The organism is Acinetobacter tianfuensis (genome assembly GCF_003611465.1).
Taxonomy (GTDB): Bacteria; Pseudomonadota; Gammaproteobacteria; order Pseudomonadales; family Moraxellaceae; genus Acinetobacter; species Acinetobacter tianfuensis.
In genome coordinates this window covers 32,245-47,616 of record NZ_RAXV01000031.1, presented here as the reverse complement: position 1 = coordinate 47,616, position 15,372 = coordinate 32,245, and the positions used below count along the sequence as shown (strand labels likewise).

Sequence of the window (15,372 nt, the reverse complement as noted above, 5' to 3'; positions counted from 1 at the left end):
ACAGCTCAAAAAAACCTAAATGTTCAGGGCGTTTTAAATGTATGACCAATCAAGCCTGAGCCAGACAGCAGATATGACTTTAAGACCGCTCACTCAAATGACTCAATCAATAAGGCGCAATTTTCGCAGTCTTGCACGAATGCCGCCAATTTTACGGTTATGACGCAGCGCAATGTCTTTAATTGGAAGCTTTTCATCCATAAAAGCATCGATTAGTTTTACTTCTTCGTCTTCAGTCCATTTCTGCCCAATCATGGAATCGGCCTCTGTCTCTACTGGCGAGGCATCTTCTTCAGCTTTTTCTATACTCACCTCAACAGAGCTTTCTTCTTGGCGGATCACATGCTGGGTTTGTTCAAATATCTCTTTAATATCCGCAAGAAAACCTTTGTTTTCACAGCCCAATATAAAGAGCTTATTTTGCGCGCGCGTCATGCCCACATAAGCCAATTTCCGCTCCGAGTCTAAGTCACGGTTTTCACCTGCGCGCGGCATATAATCAAGGCCTACAAAAAATACATGCGGAAATTCCAGCCCTTTAGAAGATTCCACATTCATGATCTTAATCGTATTTTTATTTAGATCCAGCGCTTTTTTCTCTGCGCTGCTAAAAACAAACTCGGCGATTTCATCTGCCGTATAATGTTCCAATTTTGCTTTTAATTCTGAAATAAAAATATCGTATTCAACGGACTTGGCCTGTAATACTGCGATATCCTTAGGCGCTGTACCAGATTTCAATAATTGACGAATTTTACGTGCAATTAAATCTGCCAAATGACGAACATCATTTTCATGATAAATACTTGGGTATTCGCCCGTATTGCATTCACCTGTATCTGGATCTAAAACACGATCATATTCATCATTATTTTGTAAACTTTCCCAAAGTTTAGGATTTAAAAATGTTTTAGCAATATCCAAAATTTCCTTAGTATTGCGGTAGCATTTATACAGCTCAACAGGCTTTTTACCCTGCACCTGCAGGCCCACCGAACGCCAGCTTGGCTTCTTGCGGTTAAAAATATTTTGAGCAGGGTCATAGCAGAACAAAATATTATTGGTTTCTGGCTTTACCAGTTTAGACAAACCAATAATCCACTCTTGAGCAAAGTCCTGTCCTTCATCAATTAAAATCGCATCATATTGTTCAGTTGCAGCTAAGTTAGCTTGTTCCAAATAATCTAATAAAATTTGCCCGACACGGCTGTTATAGTCCGTCTGTTTTTCATTGTTCAGCATCGACAAATTTGCACGCGTGATTTGCTTTACTAAACCATGAAAGTTCTGCACCTCAATCTTGCCGTTAAATTCATCACTAAACATTTGCCGTAAATGATTGCAAAGCGAGTTGTTATAACACACCACTAAAATTTTATAGTCAGGATGAATTTTCTTTAAATATTTAGCACGGCAAGCCAATACAAGTGTTTTGCCGCTTCCCGCTACACCTTTCAAAATACGGTGTCCATCACCAATATTCTTGGCAATAGACTCTTGCGATAGATCCAACGCCTTTATTTCTTGAGGTTCAGCCTTAAACAATTCATCTTGAGTGAATGTATTAACGCGAATTTCAGGAAAAATCATGTAGCGTAAAAATTTTTCTTCGACATAACTTAATGGAGAAAATGGAAAGGCAACATCAGAAAATGCATTGATTAGCTTTTGTTTAAACGTTTTATTTTCAGCGACTAAACGTAAATCATCTTTAAAAATAGTTTTATGCGCGGTCGTAATTGCTGGAAACGTCAGGCCTATAGCATGCGCTTCTTCTTGTTTTAACTCTGTATAAATCACACAGCTGCTGATTGGAAATTTAACATTACCCTGATAAGGCCCGCTTTGCTGCAAAAAGACTGCTGTCTTTTTAAACTGATTTAAAATATTCAGCATGCATTTTCGAACTTGAAGTTCAGGGTTTACAGCAGAAACCAATTTCGATCTATTGTTATTATAAAAATGCCCTGTAAAAACTTCAGGGTTTAATGTTTCAAATCGGTCTTTAGACCAATCCTTCACTTCTATGACCAATAAACCATGATTAGGCAGCCACACAATAAAATCGGTATAACGATTTAGCGCTTTTGGTTCATGCCAAATAATGACATTTTCATCTTGAAATACATGTTCTAATAATTGATAAACTTTACGCTCCCCGCTGCTGGCAGATTTTAATTGTTGTATCGTCGGGGGAATTAGCTCTGCCACTTTAGTTTCTTCTCTAAATCATAATAAGTTGATAATTCAGACAAATTATAATCCAGAATGTCAATTAGTCCACTTTTTCACATTATATTTCAATTCATTATTCTAATGTCTATGCTGCTGACCTTCACATAACATATTATTTCCCGCACAAAATAAAGCATGGAACAGCTTTATTTTGTTTATTTGACTTCACTTAACTAAAGCTCAATATGCGCGGTCAAACCCTAAAATCATATTTCAGCATACAATGCTCAATCTGACTGTTCCTGCAGCTCCTCAGACAAATAAACCATCATTTCCAAAGCAAAATACCCAACTGCTGCATCACAGTTATTTCCTTTATCTTTTGTCATTCCTGCCCTGCAGCCCCCTATACACTTAAGCGCTCAACAAACAGCACACCATTCAAATGATCCACCTCATGCTGCACAATACGGGCTGGAAAACCTGAAAACTCATGCTCCAATACAGTACCGTCAATGCTTTGGAAGCGTACACGAATTTTTTCAGCACGGAGAACCTGACCGCGCTCATCCGGTACACTGAGGCAGCCTTCCTCACCTAAAATTTGAGTTTCTGAATATGCTAAAATTTCTGGATTGACCATCACCACAGCATCCATTTCCGGCGCATCGGGATAACGCAAATTCGGCCGTGATGCCGCAATAATCACCCGCTTAGAAATATAGACTTGAGGCGCTGCAATTCCCACACCATTTCTTTCCAGCATGGTCGCATGCAGCGCATCCGCTAAAGCATGCAGCCAGATACTGCCGAACTCCTGCTCTGCCACTGGCGCTGCAATCAATGTCAGTACGGCTTCACCGCGCTGCGCAACAGGTAAAATGGTACTCATTCGCTCTTCCTTAACGTTAATCAATCAGATGCACGGCATTAAATTTATCTTCTGTTTTGAAACAGAAAAATACCCCGTTTCAGTATTTCCAGCATGTCCGTTTATAAATACATCATTTAAGCCTTCGTTTAAACCCGCAGATGATCCACTGTTTAGACTCCGCACCATAGGTTTAGGCTATTTGAGACCTCATTGTTTACTGAGCGCTGCGCTGAGGAACGATGGCTGCAGGCTATACTTGCAGCATCAAATATTACGCCTATGTTTCGGTATTTATGGACATAAAGCACAGCATTCCAGCATCAGTGTTCTCTTTACACTATTCAAAACAGCATAAAGTGATCTGTCTATTTAGATATTTTTTATATCGTTTAAAATATTTAATAATTAAAAGTTATAAGACATGGAATAAAGTTTGATTATTCATCAAATTTTGAGTTATTTACAATCTAAAACAAAGATTTAGCTATTTGTGAATATCCCCCATGGACGCACAGCGCAGTTTAAGCCGCGAAGATAAACGGACACTAGGCCTGTCCTCTCTTGGCGGCGCACTCGAATTTTATGATTTCGTCATTTATGTATTTTACGCAAAAATCATTTCTGAACTATTTTTCCCAAGCACACTCAGCCCATTTTGGGCCATGCTGAATACATATGGCATTTTCGCCGCAGGCTATTTCTTCCGCCCGCTGGGCGGCGTAGTGATGGCTCATTTTGGCGACTTAGTCGGACGCAAACGCTTATTTAGCCTATCTATTTTACTTATGGCGCTGCCAACCCTCATGATCGGCATCATGCCGACCTTTGAAAGCATTGGCTATGCTGCGCCATTGCTGCTGCTGCTCATGCGTGTAGTGCAAGGGATTGCCATTGGCGGTGAAATTCCTGCAGCATGGACATTTGTATCTGAACATGTGCCAGAAAAGAAAATCGGGATTGCAAATGGCCTGCTGACTGCTGGCCTGTCGCTTGGTATTTTGCTTGGCGCGCTGATGTCGCTGTTCATTTCACTGCAATTCAGCGAAACTGAAATTCATGATTGGGCTTGGCGTATTCCATTCATCCTTGGCGGGATCTTCGGTTTTGTAGCGCTGTATTTGCGCAGCTATTTAAAAGAAACCCCTGTGTTTAAAGCGATGCAAGAGAAAAAAGCTCTTGCTAAAGAACTGCCGGTAAAACAGGTGCTGGCAAAACATAAAACAGCTGTAGTGATTGGCATGCTGTTTACATGGTTCTTAACAGGCTGTGTTGTGGTGCTTATTTTAGCAATGCCGAACCTGCTCACTGGCGCATTTGGCTTTGAACGCGCAGATGCCTTTAAAATGCAAAGCGCTGCCATTGTAATGCAAATGATTGGCTGTATTTTTGCAGGCTTGCTGGCGGACCGGTTTGGTGCAGGCAAAGTCATGCTGTTCGGCTCTTTTGCTGTAGCTGCGCTGGCTGCTGTTTTCTATAACAGTCTTGGCCATGTTGAAGCTTCTGCTGTATTTATGCTGTATATGCTGCTGGGCTTAAGCTCAGGCACAGTCGGCATGGTGTCATACAGCATGGTAAAAATGTTCCCTGCGCAAATCCGTTTTTCCGGTATTTCGTTTTCATATAACTTGGCTTATGCCATTGCAGGCGGGATTACCCTGCCGCTGGTGCAGTGGCTCAGCGCTTACAGTAAAATTGGCGCGCTATACTATATTTGGGCAGTGTGCGTTGTGGCTTTCTTCACGGCAGCGGTATACCGCTCACGCTTTGAAAAACGTGCAGCCGATGCAAATAATCCGAGCTAAACGCGAAAAATCTGCAGCAATAAAAAGAGCGGTATACCCGCTCTTTTTTATGATGAAGCCGTTTTGCCTATTACACTAAGTTTTTACGCAGCTCATCTTCAATAATTTCAATTTCCAGCTGGCTGAAACGGCGGATTTCTCCTTCAGCATGGCGCTCCAGCATGCCGCCAATCAACGGTACTTTCACACTGACATTCCAATTCAAATGAAAACGCACATGCTCATCATCACCAGTGACACGGCGCTGACAGCTGGCTTTTAGCGGCAGATTCGGACTGAGTTTGACTTCAGACGTCATCGCCTGCAAATCACTGATATCTGTACGCTGCAAACGAAAAGCATCTTTGAGGAATTTCTTAGCCGCATCGGGCAATTTCACATCTAAATTATATGCACGCTTCAGCGTGTAAATATCGCCCGCTTTTTCAGATTCAATAATTTCCAAGTTATCCCCTGGAATACGTTTGCAAACAGCCTCATGCAAGTCGGTACGGGCCGCCAAACGTTTAAAATCCTGCAATGAAATACCTTGAATTGAAGCTTCTACAGTAAATTGATGCGCCATATTTTGTCCTATTTTTCATCTCATTTTTTATTGTATTTTTTACACGTCTATGACGGTAAAATTTATCCGTATTGAATCGTTTAGCGCAGCTTCTGTCATTGACTGGATTGACTTTTTTTCAAGGCAATCCAGTCTATGGATTGCCTGAGCATCAAAAATGACGCTTTTTCCCAAAGCGGTCGAGCCAGACGGCGTGTGTGCTTTCTGCATAATCAATCTGCATATACTGCGCATCAAACTGTACACGTATGCAAAACTGCTCTGCGCCGTCGTCCAGCCCAGAGACACTCAGCTGCGCTGCTTTTGGAAAATTTGCCAGCCACGGCGCAGCATAAACATCTGCAATGCTGTCAAAACACAAATACCGTTCCGCCGAGCTCAATACAGCCTGCGCTGCGCGGTCAAACTGCTTTTGCTGTTCCGTTAAAAAATCAATCAGCATGATATCCTCTAAAACAGATGGAAGCGAAAACTGCAATTGCTCTCATATTTAAATCATGCTGTGCTGCTGTTTTTGCACCTGCGCCCAGCGGTACCAGCCATAGCTGGCTAAGACCACAAAGGCCGCGTACAGTCCTGCCGTAAGCAGCAAATCTTTATAAATAAACATCCCGACATAAACAATATCGACCACGACCCACAGCACCCAAGTCGCAATATGTTTACGGCTGGTCCAATACGTTGCCAGCATGCTGAATGCTGCCAATTGCGCATCCAGCCAAGGCACAGCAGCATCGGTTAAAAACCTCAGTCCTGCGCCAAAAATAGCGCCTGCAATTGCAGTTAAAAACAGCTGCTGCGCCATAGTCTTCAGCGCCAGCTGCTCTATCCGAATCTCATGATCCTGCGCTTGACCTTGTTTCCATTGCCAAAAACCGTAAACCGCCAGCCCCATAAAAAACATTTGCAGAATGGTTTCACCGTATAGTTTATAGTCAAAGAAAATAAAGGCATATAACACACAAGCCAGCAAGTTGAATGGCCAGCACAGCATATGGCGGCGAACAGTCAAAGTCACAGCGATAACACTGATCAAAACCGCAATGATTTCCAGATTCGACATCTACTCTGCCTGCATAATTTTAAAACACTATTATGGAAAATTCTGCACCGACTGCAATTGCCGCTGCGGCCTTATTTATATGTTTTTTCCGATGCTCAGGCCAATAGCTGCTCGAAGCTGCTGAACGCAGCAGTATATAAGCCATATTTGACAACAATTTAGCCGCATTCCAAAATAGAACTCAATAATACTTCAAAGCAAATCAAAGAATTGGAAATGCCATGCAGCAAGCAGCTCAAGGATTCAAAACAGACATCGTCCATTTTACTGCCGAAGACGGCTATAGCTTATCAGGCACGCTTTATCGGCCTGAAAATCCGAAAGCCAGTATTATCATGTCCAGCGCAACAGGCGTACCGCAAGGTTTTTACCGCCGCTTTGCCGAATATGCTGCAGTTCGGGGCTTCCAAGTTCTGACTTTTGACTATCGAGGCATCAGCGCTTCTGCGCCTAAAAAACTCAAAGGTTTCCGTATGTCATATCTGGACTGGGGACACTATGATTTAAGCGCAGCCATTGATTATTTGACTGGTTTTACTCTGCCAATTTATATGACTGGCCACTCTTATGGCGGTCAGACTTTGGGCTTGACCCGCAACCACCATGCTGTACGCATGATGTATTGCTTTGGCACTGGCGCAGGCTGGCATGGCTATATGCCTTTCAAAGAAAAAATCAAAGTACAGGTCATTTGGAATATTGTTTTTCCGCCTATGGCTGCGGTCAGCGGCTATTTGCCTTGGAGCAAACTCAATATGGGCGCGGACCTGCCTGTAGATGTATACCGTCAATGGCGCAGATGGTGTAAAAATCCAGCTTATTTCTTTGCTGACCCAGAACAGCAGCACCTGATTGAGTTATACGCGCAAGTTAAAACCCCAATCCATGCTGTGGCTGCTTTGGATGATGACTGGGCGCTGCCCCGCTCAAGACAGGCATTTATGCAGCATTACACCCATGCGCCAATGCAATTTATAGACTTGAAGCCGCGTGATTTAGGACTCAAAGCCATTGGCCATATGGGATATTTCCGTAAAGGCGCAGAGCAGATTTGGCACCAGATGCTGCAAAGCTTTGAGCAGGATTTGGCCGCCTAAGCTCATTCTTCCGTAAAATAGCCATATAAAGCATATAAGCAAGCGCTGCGGTTCCTCCGCGGCGTTTGAATACATATTTAAGAGGCTTGTGAATAACAGATTTCTTTTTTATGTTCAGCCCCGAAGCGGTCTACATGGGTATAAAACATGCCATATTTCCCCATGTAATACTCTAAGGACTGATCGTAAAAGCTCCAGTAAATAGAATGCTCATCTAAATCCAAATGACGGATTTGAGTTTTTGATGTAACAGGCATCTTCTGCAGTATCTTTTCCTGCAGTTCAACGGCAGCTTCTGCACTTTTGACAATATGATCCTGCTGAAAAAACAGCGCGGCAATATCATCGAACAGCTGCTGCTCATATTCATCTACGATACAGCTTTCCAGCTCAATTTCACGTTCTGGCTGCTGCTCACTGACACTCGGCTTTTTCAGCGGCGCTTTAGCCTGATGAAATTTGGCCGCATACCGCTGCGTAATGACTATTTTTCTGACAGTCATCCACAGGGCCAATATCACTATGGCAAAACACAGCAGCAATAAAAATTTCAGCATGCTTTCCTTCCTGACCACGTCATAAAAGTGCAACTCTACCAATATAGCTTATTTTTTCATCAAAAACTAAATTTGGGCTGCAGCTGTATTTATTTCAGAGAACATGGTGCATGCCGTAACAATCACAGACAGGTAAAACTGCTGACGCATTACGTATTTTTATCATTCAGGCCAGATTTACTGTGCCTGCAGGAACAATCCCCCCAAGCAAAAAGCAATGCGCATAATCAGTTCAGCAATTGTCAACAGAACTGAATACAGCCGATTTATGCCTTAAAATAATTCATAGGCAATTTTAAATAAGTCACGCCATTGGCTTCAGGCTCTGGAAATTGACCTGCTTTCATATTGATCTGAATTGCGGGCAAAATCAGTTTGGGCATACTCAAACCTGCATCCCGCTGATTACGCATCTGTACAAAATCAGCTTTTTGCGTCCCTTCATGAATATGAATATTTTGCGTTTTTTGGGTCTGAATATCTGTTTGACAGACATATTCTTCACGCGCTGCCGGCAAATAGTCATGGCATAAAAATACCCGTGTTTGCTCTGGCAGCTGATACAAAGCTTGCACTGAATCAAATAGCATCTCGGCGCTGCCGCGGGGAAAATCACAGCGGGCTGTGCCATAATCAGGCATAAATAGAGTATCCCCGACAAAGACAGCATCACCAATGACATAGCTTAGGCAAGCTGGGGTATGCCCAGGGGTTGGAATGTTATACGCCTTTAATTGGCCAATTTGAAAAAATTCATGGTCATCAAATAAATAATCAAAGGGCTGCTGGGCATTAAATTGTTTGATATCCAAATTATAAATTGCACTGAAGGTTTCTTGCACCAATGCAATGTTATGACTCATAGCTATTTTTCCGCCCAGCTCTGCTTTTAAATATTGCGCAGCAGTCAAATGATCAGCATGCACGTGGGTTTCTAAAATCCACTCTACGCTGAGATGATGCAGTTTTATATAGGCAATCATTTGGTCAGCGTGCGCAGTTGAAGTCACCGCAGATGCGGCATCATAATCTAAAACACTGTCAATAATGGCGCAATGCCCCGTAACGGGGTCACTCACCACATAACTGAAAGTATTGCTTGCTTCATCAAAAAAATCTTTAACTGCCGCACGCTGCATCATGCTTAAACTCCTGACCATTTACGATGAATAAATGCACCCGCAATCATCGCCAAGATAAAATACAGCCCTTGATAATAACCTAGGCCGATTAAAGTAAAACTTGGCCCAGGGCAAATGCCTGCAAGCCCCCAGCCTACACCGAACATCAATGCGCCTGTGATGAGTTTCGGGTCAATTTTATTGCCGCTTGGCAAATCAATGGATTCGCCATAAACCGTTTTTGGCGCACTGCTGCGTACCGCTTTTTGAAATGGAATAAATGCGACTGCAATAGCACCCATCATCACAAAAGCCAAACTTGCATCCCAATTACCGAACAAATCTAAAAAGCCGATAATTTTTTGCGGATTCGACATGCCTGAAATCATTAAGCCGACTGAAAAGAGCGAACCAAAGGCAAAAGCTAAAAAGTTCTTCATCTTAGATCACTCCCATCACATGACGCACTGCATATACAGTCACAAAGCCAGCAAACATAAAGCTTATTGTCGCAATCATAGAGCGTTTTGATAAACGGCTAATCCCGCAAATTCCATGCCCGCTGGTACAGCCCGAACCTAAACGTGTCCCGAAACCGACCAGCAGACCTGCAATAATCATCATCAGCGGACTGGCATTCAGCACAACCTCAGGCTGTACAAATAAGCCATAAATAAACGGCGTGATGACCAGTCCAGCTAAGAACCATAGTGCAGGTGTTTTGAAAATGGTTTTAGGATTTAACACCTGACCAATCATACCGCTGATGCCTGCAATACGGCCATGAACATACAGGTAGCCCACTGCAGCGATACCCAATAGCGCACCGCCGATAAACGCACTCAAAAAATCATGCATAGGAAAACACCGCAGAATAATATTTAAATTCATATTATATAAATTTAAATATTATTCAAGCAGTATTGTGTTATGATGCCTGAAATTCCCGATCTCTTGCCCTTAAGGAGTTAAGGACCTCGTCATGAACAATGCAATCAGCAACTTAAAAATTGAGTTCTCTCAAGTCGATCAGGTTTCAAATTGCTTAAAAGTTTTGTCTAATCCTGACCGTTTAAAAATCTTATGCGTCTTGGTCAATACAGAGCTGAATGTACAGCAAATTGAAGACTGCACCGATATCCACCAGCCCTCTCTGTCACAGCAGCTGACCGTGCTGCGCAATCATAAAATTGTGGTCACACGCCGTGAAGGCAAACAAATTTTTTATCAGCTGGCAGATGAAAAAGTGCTGGCCATTATGCAAACTTTGTATCAGCTGTATTGTCAGGGCTAAGGCCTCACTTAATATGCATGCATCTGCTTAATAAATCCAAAACGAGGTCATCAGCAGAAAGCCTGTCAGGATGGTAAATAAATTTAACAGCACCGGATGCTGGGTTTGATAACCATCAATAAACTCATTCGGTGTCAAAGAGCGTAATCCGCGCCGATACTGCAGGATTGAACCTGTATTGACCAGCATGCCAAATACAATCACCGCAATACCGAGCCAATATCCAAAAACAATTTGGGTATGATACTTTTCAGGATCGGCCAACTGCGCCAATAAATTAGATTTTTCAATCACAAAACCAAAGGCTATTAGCGCTAGGCCGCTGCGGTTCCATGCCAATGCTGTGCGTTCCAGTGCAAATAATACCCGCGGATCTTCCAAATTTGACATCACTCACGCTCCTGTTTGTATTGGCCGAATTTTGAACTGCAATCAACACATTAGCATTCATTCAATCGGGCTAATACAGTCAGTCTGTCACCAAACTGCATCGCTTATTTTTCAAAGACAGCCTTTAAATCACTCGGCATGCCTTGTGCAGACTGAAAAGTTCCTGTGCTGTCACGCCATGCCATAGACGGGGTAGAGAAAAAGCCATATTTTTCCATTAAGCTTTGGTTTAAATCTATTTTTTCAGCAATAGCAGCAGGAATGCCTGCTGCCGGCTTTAAAGATTTTTTAGCTTTATTTAAATTAATGTCATAAAACATTGCTTCTGGGTCTTTCGACAGCAATAAACTGGCAACTTGAGCGCGGCTTTCTTCACGAATAATGCCAACTTGAATATGGCGAAGCTGAACCTTGCCTGACTCTACCCAAGGGCGCGCACTTTGCCAAAATTTATGACAATACGGACAGTTAGGATCTGAAAATACATAAACAATGCGTGGAGCATCTTTTTTGCCGTCCTGAATCCAAGTCGAATTTTCAAGCGTTTTCCAAACATCATCTAAAATCGCTTTTTTCATATGGGTTTCAATATACTGATTCGACAGGCTCTCTCCTTGCGCATTGTACAATTCGCCCTTGATATAATATTTTTGGTCTTTAGAGATAAAAACCGTATTTGAATATTGGTCTTCATGCCCGACCCAGCCAATGAGCCCCTCAGGTGCAGGAACTTGTTTGACAAATTCAAACCCTTCTTTTTCCAGTTTTTTCTGAATTTCATTGGCGCTGATACTGCCAGCGCAGCTGCTGATTAAAACGCCTAAAAATAAAGGCTTCAACATATGATTCATCAAAATTTCCTTCTTCATTACGGATAGTGTTTATTCAAATATTGCTGCAGCATCGCAGGCGTCAGCTCGCCCATATGCCGTTCAAGCAGCCGGCCTTGTGCATCAAAAAATAAGGTGCTCGGCAAACCAAACATGTTCATTGCTGCGGGCACTTCACCATGCGTATCCAGCAAGACATGCTGAAAATCAAATTGATGCCGCTTTAGGTAAGCACTGACAGCAGCGCTATCTTCGCCTTGGTTCAGCATGACGAATTGCACGTTGGGATGCTGGCTCTGTGCGCGGGCAAGTACAGGCATTTCACGATGGCATGGCGGACACCAGCTCGCCCATAAGTTCACTACAGTTGGTTTACCTTCAAAACTGCTGAGCGCCGCCTGTTTTGCAGACACAGCACCATTTTTCTGCAAGACGCTAAAATGCAAATCTGGATAATGCGTCTCCTGCTGTAAAACAGTTTGCAATAATAACCCTGCTCCTGCCGCAGCAGTAAAACTCAGCATGAGCGCAACTTTAGCCTTCATCATCAGATTGCGGTTTTTCCAATAAAACCATGCGCCGCCTGCCACCACACCGCCCATCAGATGAAAGCCTTTATCTTGAATTTTTATCATATCGATGGGCGATGCCGCATAAGCTTCAATATTCAGCAAAATAAAAACCAGCCTTGCACTGATTAAGCCCACCCAGACACTGGTCCAGATAGAATCTTGCAATTCACTTTTAATATTGTCTGACCAATTCAAACGCTGACCGGCATATTTGCCCAAAAGCGCCATCACCGTTAAGGCGATAATTAAAATGATCAGTGTCCATGGCAGCATCAATGGCCCTAAATACAAGGCTTCGCTTGAAATCATGGCTGCGCTCCATGGCCCAAACGGCTGAGCAGCTGGGACGCGCTGAATGTGCCTGTCAAACGTAAGTCACGCTGCTCCTGATGCGCTGCATCCAAGAAAATCATCGTCGGCGGGCCAAGCACCTGCCACTCTTTGAGCAAAATATCCTGACTTGCATGATACGCTGTCAAATCAAGCTTAATCCGTGCAACATCAGCAAGCGCGGCTTGTACATCTGCACGGGGAATGACTTCTTTTTCAATTGGCTGACAAGCAACACACCAGTCAGCATACACATCGATCACCGCCCGCTGGCCTTTGACTTGTGCGAGAGCCTGCTTAAACTCATCTGCCGTGGTAACTTTCTGCCAAGATAAACGTTCAGCAGCTTGTGCTGTGCTCAGCTGTGTCCATGCCTGCAGCATATAATTGCCTGCAAAAAATGCCGCTCCTAAACTGAGCACAACCAGAAACAGCTGCACCATCCGTTTGGCTGCATGCGGGCGCATCTTCAGTAAAATATATAAACTGAGCAGCAGAAATAGCGCAGCCATTAATAATAAAAACAGCACACTTGGCAATAATGGACGCAAGAAATAGACTGCCAGCAGCAGCATGACAAAACCGAAACTGAACTTCAGGCGGTCCATCCATAGCCCCGGTTTGGGTAAATATTGAGCGCCAAAAACACAAGCAATAAATAACGGCAGCCCAACACCCAAACCAAGGACAAATAAATAGCTGGCTCCCATCCATGGATCAGACAATTGCGACACAAACAGCAATGCTCCCGCCAAAGGCGCACTCATACATGGACCGACAATCAGCGCAGCAATCATGCCCATAATAAAGGTGCCAATAAAGGTGCCGCCGTTTTGACGCTGCTGCCATTGGTCCAGACGCTGCAGCAAGCCTTGCGGTAAAGAAAGTTGAAATACGCCAAATAAATTTAAAGCAAACGCGACAAAGAGCAGCGCAAAAATCCCAATAAAAACTGGGTTTTGAAACCAGCGCTGAAAGTTATAACCCAGCCCTGCCACAGCCAATCCCATCAAGGCATAAACCAATGCCATGCCCAAAACAAACACGCCTGCAATGATGCCAGCTCGATAACCGCGATGACGCTGCACCAAAATGCTCGATAAAATTGGAATCAGCGGCAATGAGCAAGGTAAAAAAGCCAGCAGTACGCCTAGGCCCAAAAAGATCAGCAAATTCAGCGCAATATTTTGTGCAGACAGCAGATTAAAGAAAAACTGATCATTGTTCCATTTGGGCTCAGTTTGAATTGCTTCAGCAGGAATTGTACTTTTCGACTCAGAGCTGACTGCAGCAGAAGATGGACTTTGCACATCTGCTGCTGCTTCAAGCGGCTCTGAAGCGATGCTGCTTTCTGCTGTTTGCTGCACAGGCTCTGCTTGTATATTAGATTCTTCAGGCTGTTTTTTTTCTGCTTGGACAGAAGGCTTTTCTGCCAATGCCAGCCTATTCGGGTTCGATGAAGCAGCAATCGAATTTAATAATCTGGTCTGAGCATTGCCTTCGGCTGCAGGCAATAATCCATCGGCATCAGTTTGAAGGACAGTACGCTGAACGGGATAACATAAACCGCTGTCGGCACAGCCTTGCCACTCCACCTTATAATTTTGCTGCGCTGCAGTGGAAATGACTGTACTGACTTGCCCATAATGCACTTGCGTCATGCCAAAGTTTGGATCATCTTTGTCTTCTGCCGCAGGCAATTTGAGCGCAAGCGCTTGACTGCCCTGCATCACTTTAAACTGATCATGATACAGATAATAGCCATCTGCTATTTTCCATGTCAGCTTAGCCTGACCGTTCGAGATTGATACAGCCTGCAGCTGAAAAGCTTGGTCAGGATGCAGAAAATCGGCAGATGCTGTTTGCACCGCCAGTGCTGTCACCAGCCCGCACAGCCCAGATAACCATACACGCATATTTGGCCTAGGATTAATTTTAAAAAATGAATATAGCGCTATTATGAGAAATCGAAAATTAAGGCAGCATTAACAAGGTAAATCATTTATAAAATACAGCGATGATGCTAGGAACACCTTATGTTTGTCATTTTGGTCGAAGATGATCCCTATATTGCTGAAAGCATTTGCGCCGCCTTGGACTATTTAAATATTTCAGTGGAACATGTCAGCACTGCCCGTCATGCAGACTATTTCATGCGCAATAGCGCAGCCGATCTTTGCCTGCTGGATTTGGGCCTGCCTGATCAAGATGGGCTGTTTTTGCTCAGACAATGGCGTCAAGACCAAATTCACACCCCTGTTTTGGTTTTAACTGCTCGCCTGCAAACACAGCAGTGCGTTGAAGCCTTGAATTTGGGGGCCGATGATTACCTGACCAAACCTTTTGAGCTGGATGAATTAATTGCCCGAATTCATGCCTTAAGCCGCCGTCACCGCGGTTTTTCCTCTAATCTTATACAATTTGATCAGCTGATTCTGAATAAAGATACTCAGGAAGTCAGTTATCAGCATCAGCCTATTCAGCTGTCTCGCCGTGAATACAGCCTGCTTGAAACGCTCATGAGCCACCCAAATCAAGTGCTTAAAAATGAAGTTCTGCTCGATAAACTGTATGGCTTTCAGGACAGTATTGAAAGCAATGCGCTCAATGTGCATATTTACCATTTAAGACAGAAATTACACGCCGACTATATCCAGACCATTCGCGGTGTGGGATATATGTTTAAAGTCACTGAGTAGGCC

17 protein-coding genes are annotated in these 15,372 nt (G+C 43.5%); 4 read left to right on the top strand and 13 right to left on the bottom strand.

What is annotated here, in order from left to right; all coding sequences use genetic code 11:
• Positions 1-102: 102 nt before the first annotated feature.
• Both D7V32_RS13195 and def read right to left on the bottom strand, forming a co-directional pair.
• Positions 103-2,211, bottom strand: coding sequence for a 3'-5' exonuclease (locus D7V32_RS13195; RefSeq protein WP_120403310.1), 2,109 nt, complete (start codon positions 2,209-2,211; stop codon positions 103-105).
• A 370-nt stretch (positions 2,212-2,581) separates the two neighbouring features.
• Positions 2,582-3,067: a peptide deformylase gene (gene def, locus D7V32_RS13190; protein ID WP_120403309.1), complete on the bottom strand. Its 486-nt coding sequence runs from the start codon at positions 3,065-3,067 to the stop codon at positions 2,582-2,584.
• 485 nt (positions 3,068-3,552) lie between these two features.
• Here def and D7V32_RS13185 point away from each other — a divergent pair, with 485 nt between their 5' ends.
• Positions 3,553-4,851 carry an MFS transporter gene (locus D7V32_RS13185; RefSeq protein ID WP_120403308.1) on the top strand — a complete coding sequence of 433 codons (1,299 nt, stop codon included), beginning with the start codon at positions 3,553-3,555 and terminating at the stop codon, positions 4,849-4,851.
• Between the two features lie 70 nt (positions 4,852-4,921).
• Here D7V32_RS13185 and D7V32_RS13180 read toward each other — a convergent pair whose 3' ends face one another.
• The 3 genes from D7V32_RS13180 to pnuC all read right to left on the bottom strand — a co-directional run bounded on the left by D7V32_RS13180 (position 4,922) and on the right by pnuC (position 6,479).
• On the bottom strand, positions 4,922-5,416 hold the full coding sequence (locus D7V32_RS13180) for a DUF2505 family protein (protein ID WP_120403307.1): 495 nt from the start codon (positions 5,414-5,416) through the stop codon (positions 4,922-4,924).
• A gap of 151 nt (positions 5,417-5,567) precedes the next feature.
• Positions 5,568-5,858: a hypothetical protein gene (locus D7V32_RS13175; RefSeq protein WP_120403306.1), complete on the bottom strand. Its 291-nt coding sequence runs from the start codon at positions 5,856-5,858 to the stop codon at positions 5,568-5,570.
• A 48-nt stretch (positions 5,859-5,906) separates the two neighbouring features.
• The gene (pnuC, locus tag D7V32_RS13170) at positions 5,907-6,479 is read right to left on the bottom strand and encodes a nicotinamide riboside transporter PnuC (RefSeq protein WP_120403305.1); all 573 of its coding nucleotides are present in this window, start codon (positions 6,477-6,479) and stop codon (positions 5,907-5,909) included.
• A gap of 221 nt (positions 6,480-6,700) precedes the next feature.
• On the opposite strand from pnuC, the gene D7V32_RS13165 reads away from it, so the two are divergent.
• Complete coding sequence (locus tag D7V32_RS13165) at positions 6,701-7,576, top strand: alpha/beta hydrolase family protein (protein WP_120403304.1); 876 nt, start codon at positions 6,701-6,703, stop codon at positions 7,574-7,576.
• Between the two features lie 77 nt (positions 7,577-7,653).
• Here the strand turns inward: D7V32_RS13165 and D7V32_RS13160 are convergent, their stop codons facing one another.
• The 4 genes from D7V32_RS13160 to D7V32_RS13145 form a co-directional block, all read right to left on the bottom strand.
• Positions 7,654-8,133: a hypothetical protein gene (locus tag D7V32_RS13160; RefSeq protein WP_120403303.1), complete on the bottom strand. Its 480-nt coding sequence runs from the start codon at positions 8,131-8,133 to the stop codon at positions 7,654-7,656.
• 266 nt (positions 8,134-8,399) lie between these two features.
• Entirely contained in the window at positions 8,400-9,275 is an 876-nt protein-coding gene (locus tag D7V32_RS13155) for an MBL fold metallo-hydrolase (RefSeq protein WP_120403302.1), read from the bottom strand.
• A gap of 2 nt (positions 9,276-9,277) precedes the next feature.
• On the bottom strand, positions 9,278-9,694 hold the full coding sequence (locus D7V32_RS13150) for a DUF6691 family protein (RefSeq protein WP_120403301.1): 417 nt from the start codon (positions 9,692-9,694) through the stop codon (positions 9,278-9,280).
• A 1-nt stretch (position 9,695) separates the two neighbouring features.
• Positions 9,696-10,112, bottom strand: a complete 417-nt coding sequence (locus D7V32_RS13145) for a YeeE/YedE family protein (RefSeq protein ID WP_120403300.1) — start codon at positions 10,110-10,112, stop codon at positions 9,696-9,698.
• Between the two features lie 124 nt (positions 10,113-10,236).
• Between D7V32_RS13145 and D7V32_RS13140 the strand changes: the two genes are divergently transcribed.
• On the top strand, positions 10,237-10,548 hold the full coding sequence (locus tag D7V32_RS13140; RefSeq protein ID WP_120403299.1) for an ArsR/SmtB family transcription factor: 312 nt from the start codon (positions 10,237-10,239) through the stop codon (positions 10,546-10,548).
• Between the two features lie 27 nt (positions 10,549-10,575).
• On the opposite strand, the gene D7V32_RS13135 is transcribed toward D7V32_RS13140, so the two are convergent.
• From D7V32_RS13135 to dsbD, 4 genes are all read right to left on the bottom strand, one after another.
• Positions 10,576-10,938 (bottom strand): YidH family protein, encoded by a 363-nt coding sequence (locus tag D7V32_RS13135; RefSeq protein WP_120403298.1) that lies wholly within the window; start codon positions 10,936-10,938, stop codon positions 10,576-10,578.
• A gap of 104 nt (positions 10,939-11,042) precedes the next feature.
• Positions 11,043-11,789, bottom strand: coding sequence for a thiol:disulfide interchange protein DsbG (dsbG, locus tag D7V32_RS13130; protein WP_120403315.1), 747 nt, complete (start codon positions 11,787-11,789; stop codon positions 11,043-11,045).
• 17 nt (positions 11,790-11,806) lie between these two features.
• Entirely contained in the window at positions 11,807-12,649 is an 843-nt protein-coding gene (locus D7V32_RS13125) for a TlpA disulfide reductase family protein (RefSeq protein ID WP_120403297.1), read from the bottom strand.
• Positions 12,646-14,586, bottom strand: coding sequence for a protein-disulfide reductase DsbD (gene dsbD, locus D7V32_RS13120; protein WP_120403296.1), 1,941 nt, complete (start codon positions 14,584-14,586; stop codon positions 12,646-12,648). Before dsbD ends, D7V32_RS13125 begins: the two co-directional genes overlap by 4 nt.
• A 120-nt stretch (positions 14,587-14,706) precedes the next feature.
• Between dsbD and D7V32_RS13115 the strand changes: the two genes are divergently transcribed.
• Positions 14,707-15,369 (top strand): response regulator, encoded by a 663-nt coding sequence (locus D7V32_RS13115; protein ID WP_120403295.1) that lies wholly within the window; start codon positions 14,707-14,709, stop codon positions 15,367-15,369.
• Positions 15,370-15,372 lie beyond the last annotated feature (3 nt).

What these genes read in the sequence shown, in the direction of transcription:
- dsbG (WP_120403315.1), bottom strand. Translation starts at nt 11,789, where the DNA reads ATGAATCATATGTTGAAGCCTTTATTTTTAGGCGTTTTAATCAGCAGC.
- D7V32_RS13185 (WP_120403308.1), top strand. Translation starts at nt 3,553, where the DNA reads ATGGACGCACAGCGCAGTTTAAGCCGCGAAGATAAACGGACACTAGGC.
- D7V32_RS13155 (WP_120403302.1), bottom strand. Translation starts at nt 9,275, where the DNA reads ATGATGCAGCGTGCGGCAGTTAAAGATTTTTTTGATGAAGCAAGCAAT.
- D7V32_RS13180 (WP_120403307.1), bottom strand. Translation starts at nt 5,416, where the DNA reads ATGGCGCATCAATTTACTGTAGAAGCTTCAATTCAAGGTATTTCATTG.
- D7V32_RS13145 (WP_120403300.1), bottom strand. Translation starts at nt 10,112, where the DNA reads ATGCATGATTTTTTGAGTGCGTTTATCGGCGGTGCGCTATTGGGTATC.
- D7V32_RS13175 (WP_120403306.1), bottom strand. Translation starts at nt 5,858, where the DNA reads ATGCTGATTGATTTTTTAACGGAACAGCAAAAGCAGTTTGACCGCGCA.
- D7V32_RS13140 (WP_120403299.1), top strand. Translation starts at nt 10,237, where the DNA reads ATGAACAATGCAATCAGCAACTTAAAAATTGAGTTCTCTCAAGTCGAT.
- D7V32_RS13165 (WP_120403304.1), top strand. Translation starts at nt 6,701, where the DNA reads ATGCAGCAAGCAGCTCAAGGATTCAAAACAGACATCGTCCATTTTACT.
- pnuC (WP_120403305.1), bottom strand. Translation starts at nt 6,479, where the DNA reads ATGTCGAATCTGGAAATCATTGCGGTTTTGATCAGTGTTATCGCTGTG.
- def (WP_120403309.1), bottom strand. Translation starts at nt 3,067, where the DNA reads ATGAGTACCATTTTACCTGTTGCGCAGCGCGGTGAAGCCGTACTGACA.
- D7V32_RS13150 (WP_120403301.1), bottom strand. Translation starts at nt 9,694, where the DNA reads ATGAAGAACTTTTTAGCTTTTGCCTTTGGTTCGCTCTTTTCAGTCGGC.
- D7V32_RS13160 (WP_120403303.1), bottom strand. Translation starts at nt 8,133, where the DNA reads ATGCTGAAATTTTTATTGCTGCTGTGTTTTGCCATAGTGATATTGGCC.
- D7V32_RS13135 (WP_120403298.1), bottom strand. Translation starts at nt 10,938, where the DNA reads ATGTCAAATTTGGAAGATCCGCGGGTATTATTTGCACTGGAACGCACA.
- dsbD (WP_120403296.1), bottom strand. Translation starts at nt 14,586, where the DNA reads ATGCGTGTATGGTTATCTGGGCTGTGCGGGCTGGTGACAGCACTGGCG.
- D7V32_RS13125 (WP_120403297.1), bottom strand. Translation starts at nt 12,649, where the DNA reads ATGATTTCAAGCGAAGCCTTGTATTTAGGGCCATTGATGCTGCCATGG.
- D7V32_RS13115 (WP_120403295.1), top strand. Translation starts at nt 14,707, where the DNA reads ATGTTTGTCATTTTGGTCGAAGATGATCCCTATATTGCTGAAAGCATT.